A 15,757-nucleotide genomic window follows, 5' to 3' on the forward strand; every position below is an offset into this window, starting at 1 on the left:
TCGTCGCGTCACTGCACGGTCACCCTCCTGTCATCTGCGCAGGTCAAGGTAGTGGCCAACACGCAGCCGGGCTCACCGCTGCGCTCCCCACTCAGTCAAGGTTGAGGATCTGTTCAAGATGGAGATATCCAGACATCCGACCACTGTTTACCAGGCCGTCGCCGCGCAGCTCGAGCAGGCGCTGCGGGAAAACTACCGCAGCGGCGACTATCTGCCCTCCGAACAGCAGCTGGCCGAGCGCTATGAGGTGAACCGCCACACGCTGCGGCGCGCGGTGGACGAACTGGTCAGTAAAGGTCTGCTGCAGCGCCGCCACGGCGTCGGCATTCTGGTGCTGATGCGCCCTTACGACTATCCGCTGCATGCGCAGGCGCGCTTTAGCCAGAACCTGATGGAGCAGGGCAGCCATCCCACCAGCGAACGGCTGCTGGCGGTGGTGCGTCCCGCCAGCGCCGACGTCGCCAGCGCGCTGGGCGTCGTCGAGGGCGACAGCGTCATCCATCTGCGCACCCTGCGTCGGGTGAACGGCGTGCCGGTCTGCGTGATTAACCACTTTCTGCCCGATCTGCGCTGGTGGCCGGCGCTGCAGCGCTTCAGCAGCGGTTCGCTGCACGATTTTCTGCAGCAGCACGGCGGCCACCAGCTGACGCGCAGCCAGACCCGCATCAGCACGCGCCGCGCGCAGGCCAAAGAGTGCCGCCTGCTGGAGATTGCGCTGCATGCCCCGCTGCTCTGCGTGCGCACCCTGAATAAAACCCGCGACGGCGCCGTGGCGGAGTACTCCGTCAGCCTGACGCGCGGCGACATGATCGAACTGACCCTGGAGCACTGATGGAAAGCTTAACGCAACGACAGCAGTGGCTGTCGGTACTGGCGCACAGCAGCGCCCCGGCGCTGGCGCAGCACTGGGATGCGCTGCGCCTCGCGCCGCGCTTCGCGCTGATCCGCCCGGCGGAAATCGGCCTGACGCGGCTGATGGCGCGCATGGGCGCCAGCGGCAAGCGCTTTGTGATGGGCGACGCCACCGTGACGCGCGCCGTGGTGCAGCTTGAGGACGGCACGCTCGGCTACAGCTACGTGCTGGGGCGCGACAGGGCGCACGCCGAACGCTGCGCCCTGATTGACGCGCTGTTGCAGCAGCCGCAGACCCACGCGCTGCTGACGGAAAAAGTGATAACGCCGCTGGCGGCCCTGCGCGAGGAGCAGCGCCAGCTGCGCGCGCGGGAAGTCGCCAGCTCGAAAGTCGATTTTTTTACGCTGGTTCGCGGAGATAACTGATGACATTACTGGCGAGTTTTAACCATCCGGTGGCCGATGCGCAGCGCGCCTTCCGCCGCATTCTGAAAGCGATGAGCGAGCCGGGCGTGATGGTCTCGCTGCCGCTGGCGCAGGGCTGGGGCGCGCTGTCGCCCGCCGCGACCGCGGTGCTGCTGACGCTGGTGGATCAGGAGAGCCCGCTCTGGATCGAGCCGCAGGTCGATAATGAGATCCTGCGCAGCAACCTGCGCTTCCACACCGGCGCGCCGCTGAGCGAGAGCCGCGACGCCCCGTTTGCGCTGAGCCATGCCGCCAGCAGCCCGCGCCCGGCTGACTTCGCCGCAGGCGACAACCTCGCCCCGGAAAAAAGCACCACGCTGATTATTGAGGTGCCGTCGCTCAACGGCGGGCTGACGCTGCGCCTGTCAGGCCCGGGCCTGCGCGAGTCGCGCGCCATCGCGCCGCAGCTGCCGGAGAGCGTGCTGGAGTACCTGCGCAACCGTCCGCATCCGTTTCCCCAGGGCGTCGATCTGATTTTTACCTGCGGCGAAGCGATGATGGCGCTGCCGCGCACCACCGACGTGGAGGTGTGCTGATGTACGTCGCGGTGAAAGGGGGCGAGAAGGCGATTGCCAACGCCCATCAGCTACAGGCGGACCTGCGGCGCGGCGCGCGCGACGTGGCGGAGCTGGGCTGCGATCAGGTGGCGCAGCAGCTCGGGCTGGCGGTAGATCGCGTGATGACCGAGGGCGGCATCTACGATCCTGAACTGGCGGCGCTGGCAATCAAACAGGCGAGCGGCGATTTAGTGGAGGCGATCTTCCTGCTGCGCGCCTACCGCACCACGCTGCCGCGCCTGGCCGACAGCGCGCCGCTGGCGACCGGCGAGATGCGCCTCGAGCGCCGTATCTCCGCCGTCTATAAAGATCTGCCGGGCGGCCAGGTGCTCGGCCCGACCTTTGACTACAGCCACCGCCTGCTCGACTTTACGCTGCTGGCCAACGGCGAGGCGCCCGCCGCGCCGCGCGGCGACGAGGCGCTGGCGTCGCGCTGTCCGCATATGTTCGCCATGATGAGCGATGAAGGGCTGGCGGCGCAGGAGATTGACGACGGCAGCGAGCCGGTGGATATCACCCGCGAGCCGATGGGCTTTCCGGCGACGCGCGCGGCGCGCCTGCAGCAGCTGGTGCGCGGCGACGAGGGCTTTTTGCTGGCGCTCGGCTACTCCACCCAGCGCGGCTACGGCCGCACCCACCCCTTCGCCGGGGAGATCCGCACCGGCTACCTCAGCGTCAGCATCTGCCCGGAAGAGCTGGGCTTTGAGCTGGAGATCGGCGAACTGCTGCTGACCGAATGTGAAATGGTCAACGGCTTCACCACCCAGGGCGAGGCGGCGCCACACTTTACCCGCGGCTACGGCCTGGTGTTCGGCCGCGCCGAGCGCAAGGCGATGGCGATGGCGCTGGTGGATCGCGCGCTGCAAACCCGCGAGCACGACGAACGCATCACCAGCCCGGCGCAGGACGAAGAGTTCGTGCTGGCGCACGCCGACAACGTCGAGGCCGCCGGCTTCGTCTCCCACCTCAAACTGCCGCACTACGTCGATTTTCAGGCGGAGCTGGCGCTGCTGAAGCAGCTGCGTGCGGATTATCAGGAACCTGGCGATGAGTAAACTGAGCGGCTATAACCCCGGCTATCTCGACGAGCAGACCAAGCGCGCCATCCGCCGCGCCATCCTGAAAGCGGTGGCGATCCCCGGCTATCAGGTGCCGTTCGCCGGACGCGAGATGCCGATGCCCTACGGCTGGGGCACCGGCGGCATTCAGATCACCGCCAGCGTGATTGGCGACGCCGACGTGCTGAAGGTGATCGACCAGGGCGCGGACGACACCACCAACGCGGTGTCGATCCGTCGCTTTTTCCAGCGCGTCAGCGGCGCGGCGACCACCGAGCGCACCCCCGACGCCACCCTGATCCAGACGCGCCACCGCATCCCGGAGACGCCGCTGGCAGAGGATCAGATCCTGATTTTCCAGGTGCCGATCCCGGAGCCGCTGCGCTTTATCGAGCCGCGCGAAACCGAAACCCGCACCATGCATGCGCTGGAGGAGTATGGCGTGATGCAGGTGAAGCTCTACGAAGATATCGCGCGCTACGGCCATATCGCCACCACCTACGCCTACCCGGTAAAGGTCAACGATCGCTATGTGATGGACCCGTCGCCGATCCCGAAATTTGACAACCCGAAGATGCATATGATGCCCGCGCTGCAGCTGTTCGGCGCGGGCCGTGAAAAGCGCATTTACGCGCTGCCGCCCTTTACCAGAGTCGAAAGCCTCGACTTCGAGGATCACCCCTTTAGCGTGCAGCAGTGGGATGCGCCCTGCGCCCTGTGCGGTTCGCGCCACAGCTATCTCGACGAGGTGGTGATGGATGACCAGGGCACGCGCCTTTTCGTCTGCTCCGACACCGATTTTTGCCACCAGCAGCAGGAACAGCAACATGCAGAGTGAACAGCCGCTGCTTGCGGTCAACAACCTGACGCATCTCTATGCGCCGGGTAAAGGCTTCGAAGCCGTGAGCTTCGATCTCTATCCCGGCGAGGTGCTGGGCATCGTCGGGGAATCGGGCTCCGGCAAAACCACGCTGCTGCGCAGCCTCTCGGCGCGCCTGACGCCGCAGCAGGGCAACATTCTCTACAACCAGCGCGATCTCTATGCGCTGTCGGAGAGCGACCGCCGCCGCCTGCTGCGCACCGAATGGGGCGTGGTGCATCAGCACCCGCTCGACGGGCTACGCGCGCAGGTCACGGCGGGCGGCAATATCGGCGAGCGGCTGATGGCGGTGGGCCATCGCCACTACGGCGACATCCGCGCCCAGGCGAGCCGCTGGCTGCAGGAGGTGGAGATCGCCGCTAACCGCATCGACGATCTGCCCACCACCTTTTCGGGCGGCATGCAGCAGCGACTGCAGATCGCCCGCAACCTCGTCACTCAGCCGAAGCTGGTGTTTATGGACGAGCCGACCGGCGGCCTGGACGTCTCGGTGCAGGCGCGGCTGCTCGATCTGCTGCGCACCCTGGTGCGCGAGCTGAACCTGGCGGTGATTATCGTCACCCACGATCTCGGCGTGGCGCGCCTGCTGGCGCACCGGCTGCTGGTGATGAAGCAGGGCCGCGTAGTGGAGAGCGGCCTGACCGACCGCGTGCTCGACGATCCGCACCACCCCTACACTCAGCTGCTGGTCTCATCGGTGCTCAACTCATGACGGACAATTCCATGAACAGACGACTGCGCGTCGAGAATTTGTACAAAACCTTTGTGCTGCATAATCAGGGCGGCGTCGAGCTGCCGGTATTGCAGAACGCCTCGCTTGACGTGTCGGAGGGCGAAGTGGTGGTGCTGCACGGCCGCTCCGGCAGCGGCAAATCGACGCTGCTGCGCGCGCTCTACGGCAACTACCAGGCCAACAGCGGTCATATCTGGCTGCGTCACGACGGCGAATGGGTCGATATGGCGCACGCCCCGGCGCGTCAGATGCTGGCGATGCGCCGCGACACCCTCGGCTGGGTCAGCCAGTTTCTGCGCGTGATCCCGCGCGTGCCGACGCTGGAGATCGTGATGCAGCCGCTGCTGGAGCGCGGCGTGGCGCGCCCCTTTTGCGAGAAGCGCGCGAAAGAGCTGCTGACGCGGCTCAACGTGCCGCCGCGCCTCTGGCCGCTGGCGCCCGCGACTTTCTCCGGCGGCGAGCAGCAGCGCGTCAATATCGCGCGCGGCTTTATCGCCGACTACCCGGTGCTGCTGCTGGATGAACCGACCGCCTCGCTGGATAAAGCCAACAGCGCGGCAGTGGTGGAGCTGATTGAGCAGGCGCGCGCGCGCGGCGCGGCCATCGTCGGCATTTTTCACGATGACGCGGTGCGCGAGCGGGTGGCGGATCGCCTGCACGTCATGCAGCCGCTCAACAGCGGAGTGGAAGCATGATTATTAATAATGTCCAGCTGATTCTGGAGAACGAGCGGGTGACGGGATCGCTGGAGATGCGCGACGGCCTGATCGCCAGCTTCAGCGAAACCCCGAGCCGCCAGCCCGGCGCGCTGGACGGCGAGGGCGGCTATCTGTTGCCCGGCCTGGTGGAGCTGCATACCGACAACCTGGATAAGTTCTTCGCGCCGCGGCCGAAGGTGGACTGGCCCGCCCACTCGGCGATGAGCAGCCACGACGCGCTGATGGTGGCCAGCGGCATTACCACGGTGCTGGACGCCATCGGCGTCGGCGACGTGCGCGACGGCGGCCATCGTCTCGATAATTTGAGCAACATGATCGACGCCATCCGCGACAGCAACCGCAAAGGGCTGAACCGCGCCGAACACCGGCTGCACCTGCGCTGCGAGCTGCCGCATCACGCCACGCTGCCGCTGTTCGAGGCGCTGATGGGCACGCCAGAGCTGTCGCTGGTGTCGCTGATGGACCACTCGCCGGGCCAGCGCCAGTACGCCTCGCTGGAGAAGTACCGCGAATATTACCAGGGCAAATACGCGCTCAACGACCAGGAGATGGATGCCTTTGAGCTGGAGCAGCTGACGCTGGCGGCGCAGTGGTCGCAGCCGAACCGTCAGGCGATCGCCGCGCTCTGCCGCGCGCGCCACATCGCCATCGCCAGCCACGACGACGCCACCGAGGCGCACGTTGAGGAGTCGCACGGCGTCGGCAGCGCCATCGCCGAGTTTCCCACCACGCTGGCGGCGGCGCGCGCCTCGCGCGCCAGAGGAATGCAGATCCTGATGGGCGCGCCCAATATCGTGCGCGGCGGCTCCCACTCCGGCAACGTCGCGGCCTGGGCGCTGGCGGCGGAGGGGCTGCTCGATATTCTCTCCTCCGACTACTATCCAGCGTCGCTGCTCGACGCGGCGTTTCGTCTTGCCGCCGACGAGCGCAACCCGCTGACGCTGCCGCAGGCGGTGGCGCTGGTGACGCGCAACCCGGCGCGCGCGCTCGGCCTTGCGGATCGCGGCGTGATTGCCGAAGGGTGCCGCGCCGATCTGGTGCTGGCGCACACCGACCACGGTCATCCCCATATTTGTCACGTCTGGGCGCAGGGCAGGCAGGTCTACTGATGGCGCGCCTGATCTGGCTTATCGGGCCGTCAGGCTCGGGCAAAGACAGCCTGCTCAACGCGCTGCGCGACGCGCCGCCGCTGAATCTGCTGATCGCCCATCGCTACATCACGCGCGCGGCCGACGCGGGCGGCGAGAACCATATCGCCCTGACTGAAACGGAGTTTGCGCGCCGCGCGGCGCAAGGGCTGTTCGCCCTGCGCTGGACGGCGCACGGCCTGCACTATGGACTCGGGCTGGAGCTTGATCTCTGGCTGGCACGCGGCCACGACGTGCTGGTCAACGGCTCGCGCCATCATCTGCCGCAGGCGCAGGCGCGCTACGGCGCGCGGCTGCTGCCGCTCTGCCTGACGGTGTCGCCGGAGGTGCTGGCGGCGCGTCTGCGCCAGCGCGGGCGGGAGAGCGAGAGTGAGATTGCGCAACGGCTCGATCGCGCCGCGCACGCCCCGCCGCCGGGCTGCCGCCTGCTGAACAACAACGGCGCGCTGTCGCACACCCTGCTGCAGCTGCGCCAGCTGCTGGAGCCGCTCTCATGAAGCTGACCTTTCTCGGCACCGGCGGGGTCACCGCCGCGCCGCTTTTCGGCTGCGACTGCGCCGCCTGCCTGAGGGCGCGCGGCGACAGGAAACGGCAACGCGCGCCGTGCAGCGCGCTGATCGAGGCGGGCTGCGAGCGCATCCTGCTCGACGCCGGGCTGCCGCTGCTGGCGGAGCGCTTCGCCCCCGGCGAGCTGTCGCGCATACTGCTGACCCACTACCACATGGATCACGTGCAGGGGCTGTTCGCGCTGCGCTGGGGCGTGGGCGAGGCGATCCCTGTCTGGGGGCCGCCGGACGAGCGGGGCTGCGACGATCTCTTTAAACATCCCGGTCTGCTCGATTTTCGTCCGTCGCTGACGCCCTTCGTGCCCCATCTTTTCGGCGCGCTGCAGGTGACGCCGCTGCCGCTGCAGCACTCGAAGCTGACGCATGGCTACCTGTTCGACTGGCACGGCGCGCGGCTCGCCTGGCTGTGCGACACCTGCGGTCTGCCGCCCGACACCGACGATTTTCTCACCGGCCAGCGCATTGATGAGCTGGTGATCGACTGCAACGATCCGCCGTCTCCCGCCGCGCGCAACCATAACGACGTGACGCGCGCGCTGGCGATCGTCGACCGGCTCACACCGCGTCGCGCCTGGCTGACCCATCTGTCACATCAGATGGATAACTGGTTAGCAAACAATCCGTTGCCCGCGTCCGTATCCGCGGCGGCCGACGGGCTGACGCTGTCGCTGAGCGCGGACGACCCTGTCACCGTTTGATCACCTTCCTGTCATCAGAGAGTCATCCCGCCGGGCCGTAATAGGCGTCAACTTACCCCTTGTCAACGCATACGGAGTGAATCATGGCACAGGCACTGTTAAGAACGGTGGTGGATAACAGCAGCGCGCCGCTTAGCCAGACCGGAGAGAAGGTGTTGTCGGTGCAGGGTCTGGGCAAGCGCTGGGGCGAGAACCGCGTGCTGGAGAATGTCAGTTTTGATCTGCATGCGGGAGAAATGGTCGCCGTGATCGGCCGCTCGGGCGCAGGCAAATCGACGCTGCTGCATATGCTAAACGGCACCATCGCCGCCTCGGAAGGCGCGGTATATAGCCTGCGCGACGGCGAGGTGCAGCGCAATCTGCTGGCGCTGAACAGCCGCCAGCTGCGCCAGTGGCGCAGCGAATGCGGCATGATTTTTCAGGACTTCTGCCTGGTGCCGCGCCTTGACGTGCTGACCAACGTGCTGCTGGGCCGTCTCAGCCAGACCTCGACGCTGAAATCCTTTTTTAAACTCTTCTCCGACGGCGACCGCGCCCACGCCATCGAACTGCTGCAGTGGATGAATATGCTGCCGCAGGCGCTGCAGCGTGCCGAGAACCTGTCGGGCGGGCAGATGCAGCGCGTGGCCATCTGTCGCGCCCTGATGCAGAACCCAAAAATCCTGCTGGCCGATGAGCCGGTGGCGTCGCTCGATCCCAAAAATACCAAACGCATCATGGATGTTCTGCGCCAGGTGAGCGAGCAGGGCATCAGCGTGATGGTAAACCTGCATTCGGTTGAGCTGGTGAAAAGCTACTGTACGCGCGCGATCGGCATTCAGCGCGGCAGAGTGCTGTTCGACGGCCATCCGGCGCACCTGACCGACAGTCTGCTGCAGCAGCTGTACGGCGACGAAATCAATCAGCTTCACTAACTCCCACGGTAAGAGAAAAACCTCGAATGAAACTGACTTTATTAGCCTTACTCACCAGCGTAATGACCTTTGGCGTGCACGCGGCGGATGCGCCGAAAACCCTGAATCTGGGCATTCTCGGCGGGCAGAACGCCACCCAGCAGATTGGCGATAACCAGTGCGTGAAGGACTTTTTTGATAAGGCACTCAACGTTGATACGAAGCTGCGCAACTCCTCCGACTACGCGGGCGTGATTCAGGGGCTGCTGGGCGGCAAGATCGATATGGTGCTGAGTATGTCGCCCGCCTCCTACGCCTCCGTCTATCTGCAGGATCCTAAAGCCGTGGATATCGTGGGCATCCTGGTGGACGACAAAGATGGCTCAAAAGGCTACCACTCGGTGGTGATCGTGAAAAACAGCAGCCCCTATAAAAAGCTGGAAGATCTCAAGGGCAAATCGTTCGGCATGGCCGATCCCGATTCGACCTCTGGTTTCCTGATGCCAAACCAGGCATTTAAGAAGCAGTTCGGCGGCAGCGTCGATGACAAGTACAACGGCTTTTTCTCCAGCGTTACCTTTTCCGGCGGCCACGAGCAGGACATTCTCGGCGTGCTGAACAACCAGTTCGACGGCGCGGTCACCTGGAGCTCGCTGGTGGGCGACTACAACAGCGGCTACAGCGCCGGCGCTTTCGGTCGTTTGATCCGCATGGATCACCCCGATCTGATGAAGCAGATCCGCATCATCTGGCAGTCGCCGCTGATCCCGAACGGCCCGCTGCTGGTGAGTAATAAGCTGCCGGCCGATTTCAAACAGAAAGTGGTCGAGACGATTAAGAAGCTGGATAAAGAGCAGCACGCCTGCTTTGTGAAGGCCGTCGGCGGCGCGCAGCATATCGGCCCGGCGTCGGTAGCGGACTACCAGAATATTATTGATATGAAGCGCGACCTGGCGAAAGGCCAGCGCGGCTAAGGTCGATACCCGGTGCTGACTCGGGTGACAGGGAGAGATCGCAAAGACGCAAGGACGGCATCCCTGCCGGCTCGGCCCGCGCGGATACGCACCTCATCCCTGAGGTGCGCCCGTCACCGGGCCAACGCGCGGCGTTGTTCAAAAACGCTCCCGGCGTTTTTGTCCCTGGCGCGGGACGCTTTGCTCTTCTCCCCCTGTAACCCGCTGAGTAAGCTATTCTGCGGCCTGAGAATCTGCCTGTTGCACGCTCAGTTAATTTCTTTTATTACGCGGGAATCTTCTTTTGACTGACTTCGAACGCTACTACCAACGCATCCGCCGCCAGCAGAAACGCGACACGCTGATTTGGTCGCTGCTGTTGGTCACGCTCTACCTGCTGGCTGGCAAAATGTCAGAGTTCAGCCTGACGACGCTCTGGGCGTCAATGCCGCACTTCTTCGACTACCTGTGGGAAACGCTGCCGGTGCTGCATTGTTCCACGCTGTTCGACAGCGTAAAAACAGAAGGATCGCTCGCTTACTGGGGCTATCGCCTTCATTTTCAGCTGCCGCTGATCTGGGAAACGCTGCAGCTGGCGCTCGCCTCCACCATCGTGGCGGTGTGCATCGCCGCGGTGCTGGCCTTTTTCGCCGCCGACAACACCAAAACCCCGGCAAGCCTGCGCGTGGCTATTCGCGCCGCCGTCGCCTTTTTACGCACCATGCCGGAGCTGGCCTGGGCGGTGATGTTCGTGATGGCGTTTGGTATCGGCGCCATCCCCGGCTTCCTCGCGCTGGCGCTGCACACCGTCGGCAGCCTGACCAAGCTCTTCTATGAAGCGATTGAGAGCGCCTCCGATAAGCCGGTGCGCGGCCTGGCCGCCTGCGGCGCCAGCAGGTTCCAGCGCATGCGCTTTGCGTTCTGGCCGCAGGTGAAGCCGATCTTTCTCTCCTACAGCTTTATGCGGCTGGAGATTAACTTTCGCTCCTCAACCATTCTCGGGCTGGTGGGCGCGGGCGGCATCGGCCAGGAGCTGATGACCAATATCAAACTCGATCGTTACGATCAGGTCAGCATCACGCTGCTGCTGATTATCGTGGTGGTATCGCTGCTGGACAGCTGTTCCGGCCGGCTGCGCCGCCGCGTCGTGGAGGGTTCCGCATGATCGCGCTGGCACCGGATATTGACAAAATCAGGCGGGAAAACCCGGCGCTGTTCGCCGCGCAGAAGCGCTATCTGCGTCGGCTTGCGCTGGCGGGGGCCGCTATCCTGCTTTACTACCTGTTCTTTTTTGCGTTTTACGGTATCGAGTGGAGCCGCGCCGTGCTGGGCGCGCAGCAGCTCGGCCGCTATTTTCTGCGCATGTTTGTCTGGCACGATTTTATGCACTGGCCGTTCGGCTACTACTTCTCGCAAATCGGCATTACGCTGGCGATCGTTTTCGCCGGCACCCTGACCGCATCGATTATCGCGCTGCCGCTGTCGTTTTTCGCCGCGCGCAACGTGATGCACGCCCGCGCGACGCGGCCGATCGCCTGGGCGGTGCGTCGCCTGCTCGATCTGCTGCGCGGCATCGATATGGCGATTTGGGGGCTGATATTCGTCCGCGCCGTCGGCATGGGGCCGCTGGCGGGCGTGCTGGCGATTGTGATGCAGGATGTCGGCCTGCTGGGCAAACTCTACTCGGAAGGGCACGAGGCGGTCGAGCGCTCGCCGAGCCGCGGCCTGAGCGCGGTGGGGGCCAACAGCCTGCAAAAGCATCGCTTCGGCATCTTTACCCAGTCGTTTCCCCATTTCCTGGCGCTTAGCCTCTATCAGATCGAATCCAATACCCGTTCGGCGGCGGTGCTGGGTTTTGTCGGCGCGGGCGGCGTCGGGCTGGTTTACGCCGAGAATATGCGCCTGTGGAACTGGGACGTGGTGATGTTTTTAACCCTGATCCTCGTGGCGGTGGTCATGATCATGGATGCGCTCTCCAGCCGCCTGCGCAAGCGCTATATCAGCGGGAAGCCGGTGCCGCTCTGGCAGCCTGTCGCGCGCGACTAAGCCGTTCGCTGCGCTGCCAGGCGCGCGCCAGCGCCTGCGCCAGCTGCGCGCCTTGCCAGGGTTTCGCCAGCCGTTCGCACAGCGGCAGCGCCACCGGCTGCAGGCGCAGATCCTGACCGCTGATCAGCAGCGTCGCCAGCTGCGGCCACTGCTGCTGCGCCTGGCGGATCACCTCGGCGCCGTTCAGGCCGCCGGGCAGCATCAGGTCGCTGATCAGCAGATCGATATCGGGCGTCTGGCGCAGCAGCGCCAGCGCCTCTTCGCCGCTGGCGCACTCCAGCGTGACGTAGCCGAGCTGGTGCAGATGCTCGCAGAGCGTCTGGCGCACCGCCGGTTCGTCATCCAGCACCAGTACCAGCTTGTCGCGCGGCGTCGGCGGGGCGACCGGCTGCGCCGGCGAGGAGGATGCCGCGCTTTCAGGCGCGCGCGGCAGCAGCAGGCGCACGGTGGTGCCCTGTCCGGGCGCGGTGTCGATCTCAATCTGGCCGCCCGACTGCCGCACGAAGCCATAGACCATCGACAGTCCCAGCCCGCTGCCGCTCCCGGTCTCTTTGGTGGTGAAGAAAGGCTCGAATACCTGTTCCCGCACCTCCGGCGTCATGCCGCACCCCTGGTCGATCACCTCAATGACCACGCGTTCCCCTTGCTCGTGACGCTGGCTGGCGATACGCAGGCGGATCTCGCCGCTTTTCTGCTGCATAGCGTCGCGCGCGTTGACCACCAGATTCATCAGCGCGTTCTCCAGCTGGCTGGCGTCGATCCAGGCGAGCCAGCCGGGCCGCTGCGCCTCGACCGTCAGGCGCTGGCCGGGCAGCAGCGAATGCTGCAGCAGGTTTTGCAGTTCGTCCACCAGCTGCGTCACCGAGACGGCGCGCGGATGCAGCGCCTGCTTGCGCGAAAAGGCGAGCAGGCGCTGGGTGAGCAGGGCGGCGCGATCCGCGGCCTGACGGGCGCGTTCGATGCGGCTCGCCAGGCTGCCCGGCGGCAGCTGGCCTTGCGTCAGCGCCAGGCTGCCGATGATCACCGCCAGCAGGTTATTGAAGTCGTGCGCGATGCCGCCGGTCAGCTGGCCGACCGCCTTCATCTTCTGGCTGTGCAGCAGCGCCTCTTCCAGCGCCTTGCGCGCGGTGCGCTCCAGCACGGTGTTGACGATGCCGCGGCGCGGCACCGGGCTGAAGCGCAGCTCCAGCGTACGCCCATCCGCCAGCCGCACCTCCTGCGGCTCGCCCGGATGCTGCAGATCTACGCCCACTTGCCTCAGCAGCTGGCGATAGTGCAGGCCGCGATGGAGCGCCTCGCCGGAGAGCCCCAGCAGCTGCGGATATTGCGCATTCCACACCACCAGCTGGCCCTGGTTGTCGAACAGCGCGAAGCCGTCGCGCATGGCGAGGAAGGTGGATTCCAGCTGGCTGCTCTTCTCCTTCAGCAGGCGCGAGGTGTGCGCCAGCGACGCGGTATTGCGGGCAAAGACGTTAAAGGCGCGCGCCAGATCGCCCAGTTCGTCGCGCCGCTGCAGGCCCGGCACTGAAACGTGCTTTTCTCCCTGCGCCAGCCGCGTCATGGCGTCGGCGATGGCGGTCAGGCTGGAGCCGAGGTTGCGGTAGATATAGATCCCGGCATAGCCGGTGATCGCCAGCGCCAGCAGAGCAAAGAGCGCGATAAAGAGGATCACCGAGTTGAGCTCGCGATGGGTCTCCATGCTGCGCATTTCGCTCTGCTGCGCCACCTGCTGCACGCAGGCGGTGATGTCGTCATTGAGCGCCGCCACCAGCGCCTTGATGCGGTAGGTGGAATAGGCGATAGCGAGATCGTTCTCCGCCAGACGATCAGCCAGCGGCCGCAGCGACTGCTGGGTGGCGATCAGGCGCGCAATTTTCTCATCCAGCACCGCCTCGCCGGAATCGGGCCGCCACGCCGTCATCACCTGCTGCAGCTGGTCGACCACCGCGACCGGCGACGGCGTGCGGATCGCCGCCGCCAGCAGCCGCTCGGTCTGCTGACGCAGCGCCGCAGTCGGGCCGCGCTGCGCGGTGAGCTGGTTGATATGATCCAGCAGCAGCTGCGACTGCCACAGGCCGCTGAGCAGCGCGTTGCGCTGCAGGTGACGCTGATGGCCGTTGATCAGCAGCTGCGTAATGGTCTGCTCCAGCATCAGGCTGCGCGCGCGGATGCGCGCTACCCGCGCCGTCTGGCGCGCCGCGAGCGGCGCCGAGGCGAGCAGCGTCAGCGACTGCTGCAGCGCCTGCTGGTTCTGCTGCAGCCGCTGCGATTCGCTTTGATACTCCAGCGCCCCCACCACCTGCGACAGGCGCACCGCCGCGGTGGCGACGCTGGCGGTATCGCGCGCCAGCGCCAGGCTGGCGCTCATATCGCTCAGGGTCTGCGCCTGCGCCTGCTCCTGAATGCGTCCGGCATGGCGAAAGCCGAGTATCGCCACCGCGCTCACCATCAGCGTGACGCAGACCACCAGCAGATTAAACAGCAGCAGGCGGCCACGCGCGCCCGCCTGCCAGGGATGTTGATGCCGCATACCGCGCCTCCGCGCCCGCCCTGTTTGAGGCGAGTATAGGGCGCGGCTCAGGCGCATTTATGACAAATATGAACGGCCGCTGACATTTTCCATTTATCTGGCGCTGCTTTACTCAGCCCCAGTTACCGTTATCTGGAGCGCCCATGACAGCCACACCGATTCTGCAAATGCGCGACATTACGCGGCGATTTGGCCAGTTCTATGCGCTGAAAGGGGTCGACCTCACGATCTATGCCGGGGAGATCCACGCGCTGATGGGCGAAAACGGCGCGGGCAAGAGCACCCTGATGAAGATCCTTGCTGGCGCCTACAGCGCCACCAGCGGCGAGATCCTGATCGACGGCCAGCCCTGTGCTATTAAGGGGCCCAAAGAGGCGCTGGCGGCAGGCATCACGCTGATCTATCAGGAGATCAACCTGGCGCCCAACCTGACGGTGGCGGAGAACATCTTTCTCGGCAGCGAAATCGCGCGCGGCGGGCTGGTTCGGCGTCGCCAGATGGCGGAAGAGGCGCAGCAGGTGATCGATCGGCTCGGCGCGCAGTTTAGCGCCACCGACCGCGTCAGCCGCCTCAGCATTGCCGAACAGCAGCAGGTGGAGATTGCGCGTGCGCTGCATCGCAATAGCCGCATTCTGGTGATGGACGAGCCCACCGCCGCGCTGAGCAACCGCGAAACCGAGCAGCTTTTCGCGCTGATTAAGCGCCTGAGCGCGGAGGGGATGGCGATTATCTATATCAGCCACCGTATGGCAGAAGTCTATGAGCTCTCTGACCGCGTCAGCGTGCTGCGCGACGGGCAGTATGTCGGCAGCCTGACACGCGACACCCTGAATGCCAGCGAGCTGGTGCGCATGATGGTCGGCCGTCCGCTGAGCGACCTGTTTAATAAGGATCGCACCATTCCGTTTGGCGACATTCGTCTGGCGGTCAATCACCTGACCGACGGCGGCAAAGTGCGGCCGAGCAGCCTGGCGGTGCGCGCCGGCGAAATCGTCGGGCTGGCGGGGCTGGTGGGCGCCGGGCGCAGCGAGCTGGCGCAGCTGATTTTCGGCGTGCGTCAACCCCGCGGCGGCGAGATCTGGATCGACGGGCAGCAGGTGACTATCCACTCGCCGCGCGACGCCATTGCGCGCGGCATCGGTTTCCTCACCGAAAACCGCAAAGAGCAGGGGCTGTTTCTGGAGATGGCGGCACAGGAGAACATTGTGATGGCGACGCTGGAGCGCGACGCCAGCTACGGGCTGCTTAACCGGCGCAAAGGCCGACAGATCGCCGGCGACGCCATCGCCACGCTCAATATTCGCGTGCCCCATGCCCAGGTGCGGGCGGGCGGCCTCTCCGGCGGCAACCAGCAGAAGCTGCTGATTTCACGCTGGGTATCCATCGGGCCCCGCATCCTGATACTCGATGAGCCGACGCGCGGCGTCGACGTCGGCGCCAAAAGCGAGATCTACCGCATGATGAATCAGATGGCGCAGCAGGGCGTGGCGATCCTGATGATCTCCAGCGAGCTGCCGGAGGTGGTCGGCATGAGCGATCGGGTGTACGTGATGCGCGAAGGCGCTATCGCAGGGGAGCTGGATAGCGATCGGATCAGCCAGGAAAACATTATGACGCTGGCCACCGGGGCGCACAGCGCCTCGCCGCTGGAAAGATAAG

The 15,757-nt window shown here is 65.3% G+C and carries 16 protein-coding genes; 15 read left to right on the forward strand and 1 reads right to left on the reverse strand.

The genetic code is table 11. The features are described 5' to 3' along the window. Window positions 1-118 precede the first annotated feature (118 nt). From phnF to phnE (ACR6A7_RS01650), 14 genes are all read left to right on the forward strand, one after another. Window positions 119-832, forward strand: a complete 714-nt coding sequence (gene phnF / locus ACR6A7_RS01585) for a phosphonate metabolism transcriptional regulator PhnF (RefSeq protein ID WP_434123002.1) — start codon at window positions 119-121, stop codon at window positions 830-832. After that, window positions 832-1,278: a phosphonate C-P lyase system protein PhnG gene (gene phnG / locus ACR6A7_RS01590; protein ID WP_434123003.1), complete on the forward strand. Its 447-nt coding sequence runs from the start codon at window positions 832-834 to the stop codon at window positions 1,276-1,278. The genes phnF and phnG overlap by 1 nt, the downstream gene beginning before the upstream one ends. Next, window positions 1,278-1,853 (forward strand): phosphonate C-P lyase system protein PhnH, encoded by a 576-nt coding sequence (gene phnH, locus ACR6A7_RS01595; RefSeq protein WP_434123004.1) that lies wholly within the window; start codon window positions 1,278-1,280, stop codon window positions 1,851-1,853. Before phnG ends, phnH begins: the two co-directional genes overlap by 1 nt. Beyond that, window positions 1,853-2,929, forward strand: coding sequence for a carbon-phosphorus lyase complex subunit (locus ACR6A7_RS01600; RefSeq protein WP_434123005.1), 1,077 nt, complete (start codon window positions 1,853-1,855; stop codon window positions 2,927-2,929). Before phnH ends, ACR6A7_RS01600 begins: the two co-directional genes overlap by 1 nt. Further along, on the forward strand, window positions 2,922-3,770 hold the full coding sequence (locus tag ACR6A7_RS01605) for an alpha-D-ribose 1-methylphosphonate 5-phosphate C-P-lyase PhnJ (protein WP_434123006.1): 849 nt from the start codon (window positions 2,922-2,924) through the stop codon (window positions 3,768-3,770). The genes ACR6A7_RS01600 and ACR6A7_RS01605 overlap by 8 nt, the downstream gene beginning before the upstream one ends. After that, window positions 3,760-4,524, forward strand: a complete 765-nt coding sequence (gene phnK / locus ACR6A7_RS01610) for a phosphonate C-P lyase system protein PhnK (RefSeq protein ID WP_434123007.1) — start codon at window positions 3,760-3,762, stop codon at window positions 4,522-4,524. The genes ACR6A7_RS01605 and phnK overlap by 11 nt, the downstream gene beginning before the upstream one ends. Window positions 4,525-4,535: 11 nt before the next feature. After that, window positions 4,536-5,240 (forward strand): phosphonate C-P lyase system protein PhnL, encoded by a 705-nt coding sequence (phnL, locus tag ACR6A7_RS01615; RefSeq protein WP_434123008.1) that lies wholly within the window; start codon window positions 4,536-4,538, stop codon window positions 5,238-5,240. Further along, window positions 5,237-6,373 carry an alpha-D-ribose 1-methylphosphonate 5-triphosphate diphosphatase gene (phnM, locus tag ACR6A7_RS01620; protein ID WP_434123010.1) on the forward strand — a complete coding sequence of 379 codons (1,137 nt, stop codon included), beginning with the start codon at window positions 5,237-5,239 and terminating at the stop codon, window positions 6,371-6,373. Before phnL ends, phnM begins: the two co-directional genes overlap by 4 nt. After that, entirely contained in the window at window positions 6,373-6,909 is a 537-nt protein-coding gene (phnN, locus tag ACR6A7_RS01625; protein WP_434123011.1) for a ribose 1,5-bisphosphokinase, read from the forward strand. Before phnM ends, phnN begins: the two co-directional genes overlap by 1 nt. Next, window positions 6,906-7,676 carry a phosphonate metabolism protein PhnP gene (phnP, locus tag ACR6A7_RS01630; RefSeq protein ID WP_434123012.1) on the forward strand — a complete coding sequence of 257 codons (771 nt, stop codon included), beginning with the start codon at window positions 6,906-6,908 and terminating at the stop codon, window positions 7,674-7,676. The genes phnN and phnP overlap by 4 nt, the downstream gene beginning before the upstream one ends. A gap of 83 nt (window positions 7,677-7,759) precedes the next feature. Beyond that, window positions 7,760-8,590 (forward strand): phosphonate ABC transporter ATP-binding protein, encoded by an 831-nt coding sequence (phnC, locus tag ACR6A7_RS01635; RefSeq protein WP_434123013.1) that lies wholly within the window; start codon window positions 7,760-7,762, stop codon window positions 8,588-8,590. A 26-nt stretch (window positions 8,591-8,616) separates the two neighbouring features. Further along, the gene (gene phnD, locus ACR6A7_RS01640) at window positions 8,617-9,543 is read left to right on the forward strand and encodes a phosphonate ABC transporter substrate-binding protein (RefSeq protein ID WP_434123014.1); all 927 of its coding nucleotides are present in this window, start codon (window positions 8,617-8,619) and stop codon (window positions 9,541-9,543) included. A 283-nt stretch (window positions 9,544-9,826) separates the two neighbouring features. Beyond that, window positions 9,827-10,687 (forward strand): phosphonate ABC transporter, permease protein PhnE, encoded by an 861-nt coding sequence (phnE, locus tag ACR6A7_RS01645; RefSeq protein WP_434123016.1) that lies wholly within the window; start codon window positions 9,827-9,829, stop codon window positions 10,685-10,687. Further along, window positions 10,684-11,568 carry a phosphonate ABC transporter, permease protein PhnE gene (gene phnE / locus ACR6A7_RS01650; RefSeq protein WP_434123017.1) on the forward strand — a complete coding sequence of 295 codons (885 nt, stop codon included), beginning with the start codon at window positions 10,684-10,686 and terminating at the stop codon, window positions 11,566-11,568. Before phnE (ACR6A7_RS01645) ends, phnE (ACR6A7_RS01650) begins: the two co-directional genes overlap by 4 nt. Here the strand turns inward: phnE (ACR6A7_RS01650) and ACR6A7_RS01655 are convergent. After that, entirely contained in the window at window positions 11,522-14,098 is a 2,577-nt protein-coding gene (locus ACR6A7_RS01655; protein WP_434123018.1) for an ATP-binding protein, read from the reverse strand. The two genes, phnE (ACR6A7_RS01650) and ACR6A7_RS01655, sit on opposite strands and share 47 nt — an antisense overlap. Before the next feature lie 143 nt (window positions 14,099-14,241). Here ACR6A7_RS01655 and ACR6A7_RS01660 point away from each other — a divergent pair, with 143 nt between their 5' ends. Continuing rightward, window positions 14,242-15,756 (forward strand): sugar ABC transporter ATP-binding protein, encoded by a 1,515-nt coding sequence (locus tag ACR6A7_RS01660; protein WP_434123019.1) that lies wholly within the window; start codon window positions 14,242-14,244, stop codon window positions 15,754-15,756. The last annotated feature ends 1 nt before the right edge of the window (window position 15,757 follow it).

It is taken from the genome of Pantoea phyllosphaerae, assembly GCF_051025595.1.
Lineage (GTDB): Bacteria > Pseudomonadota > Gammaproteobacteria > Enterobacterales > Enterobacteriaceae > Pantoea.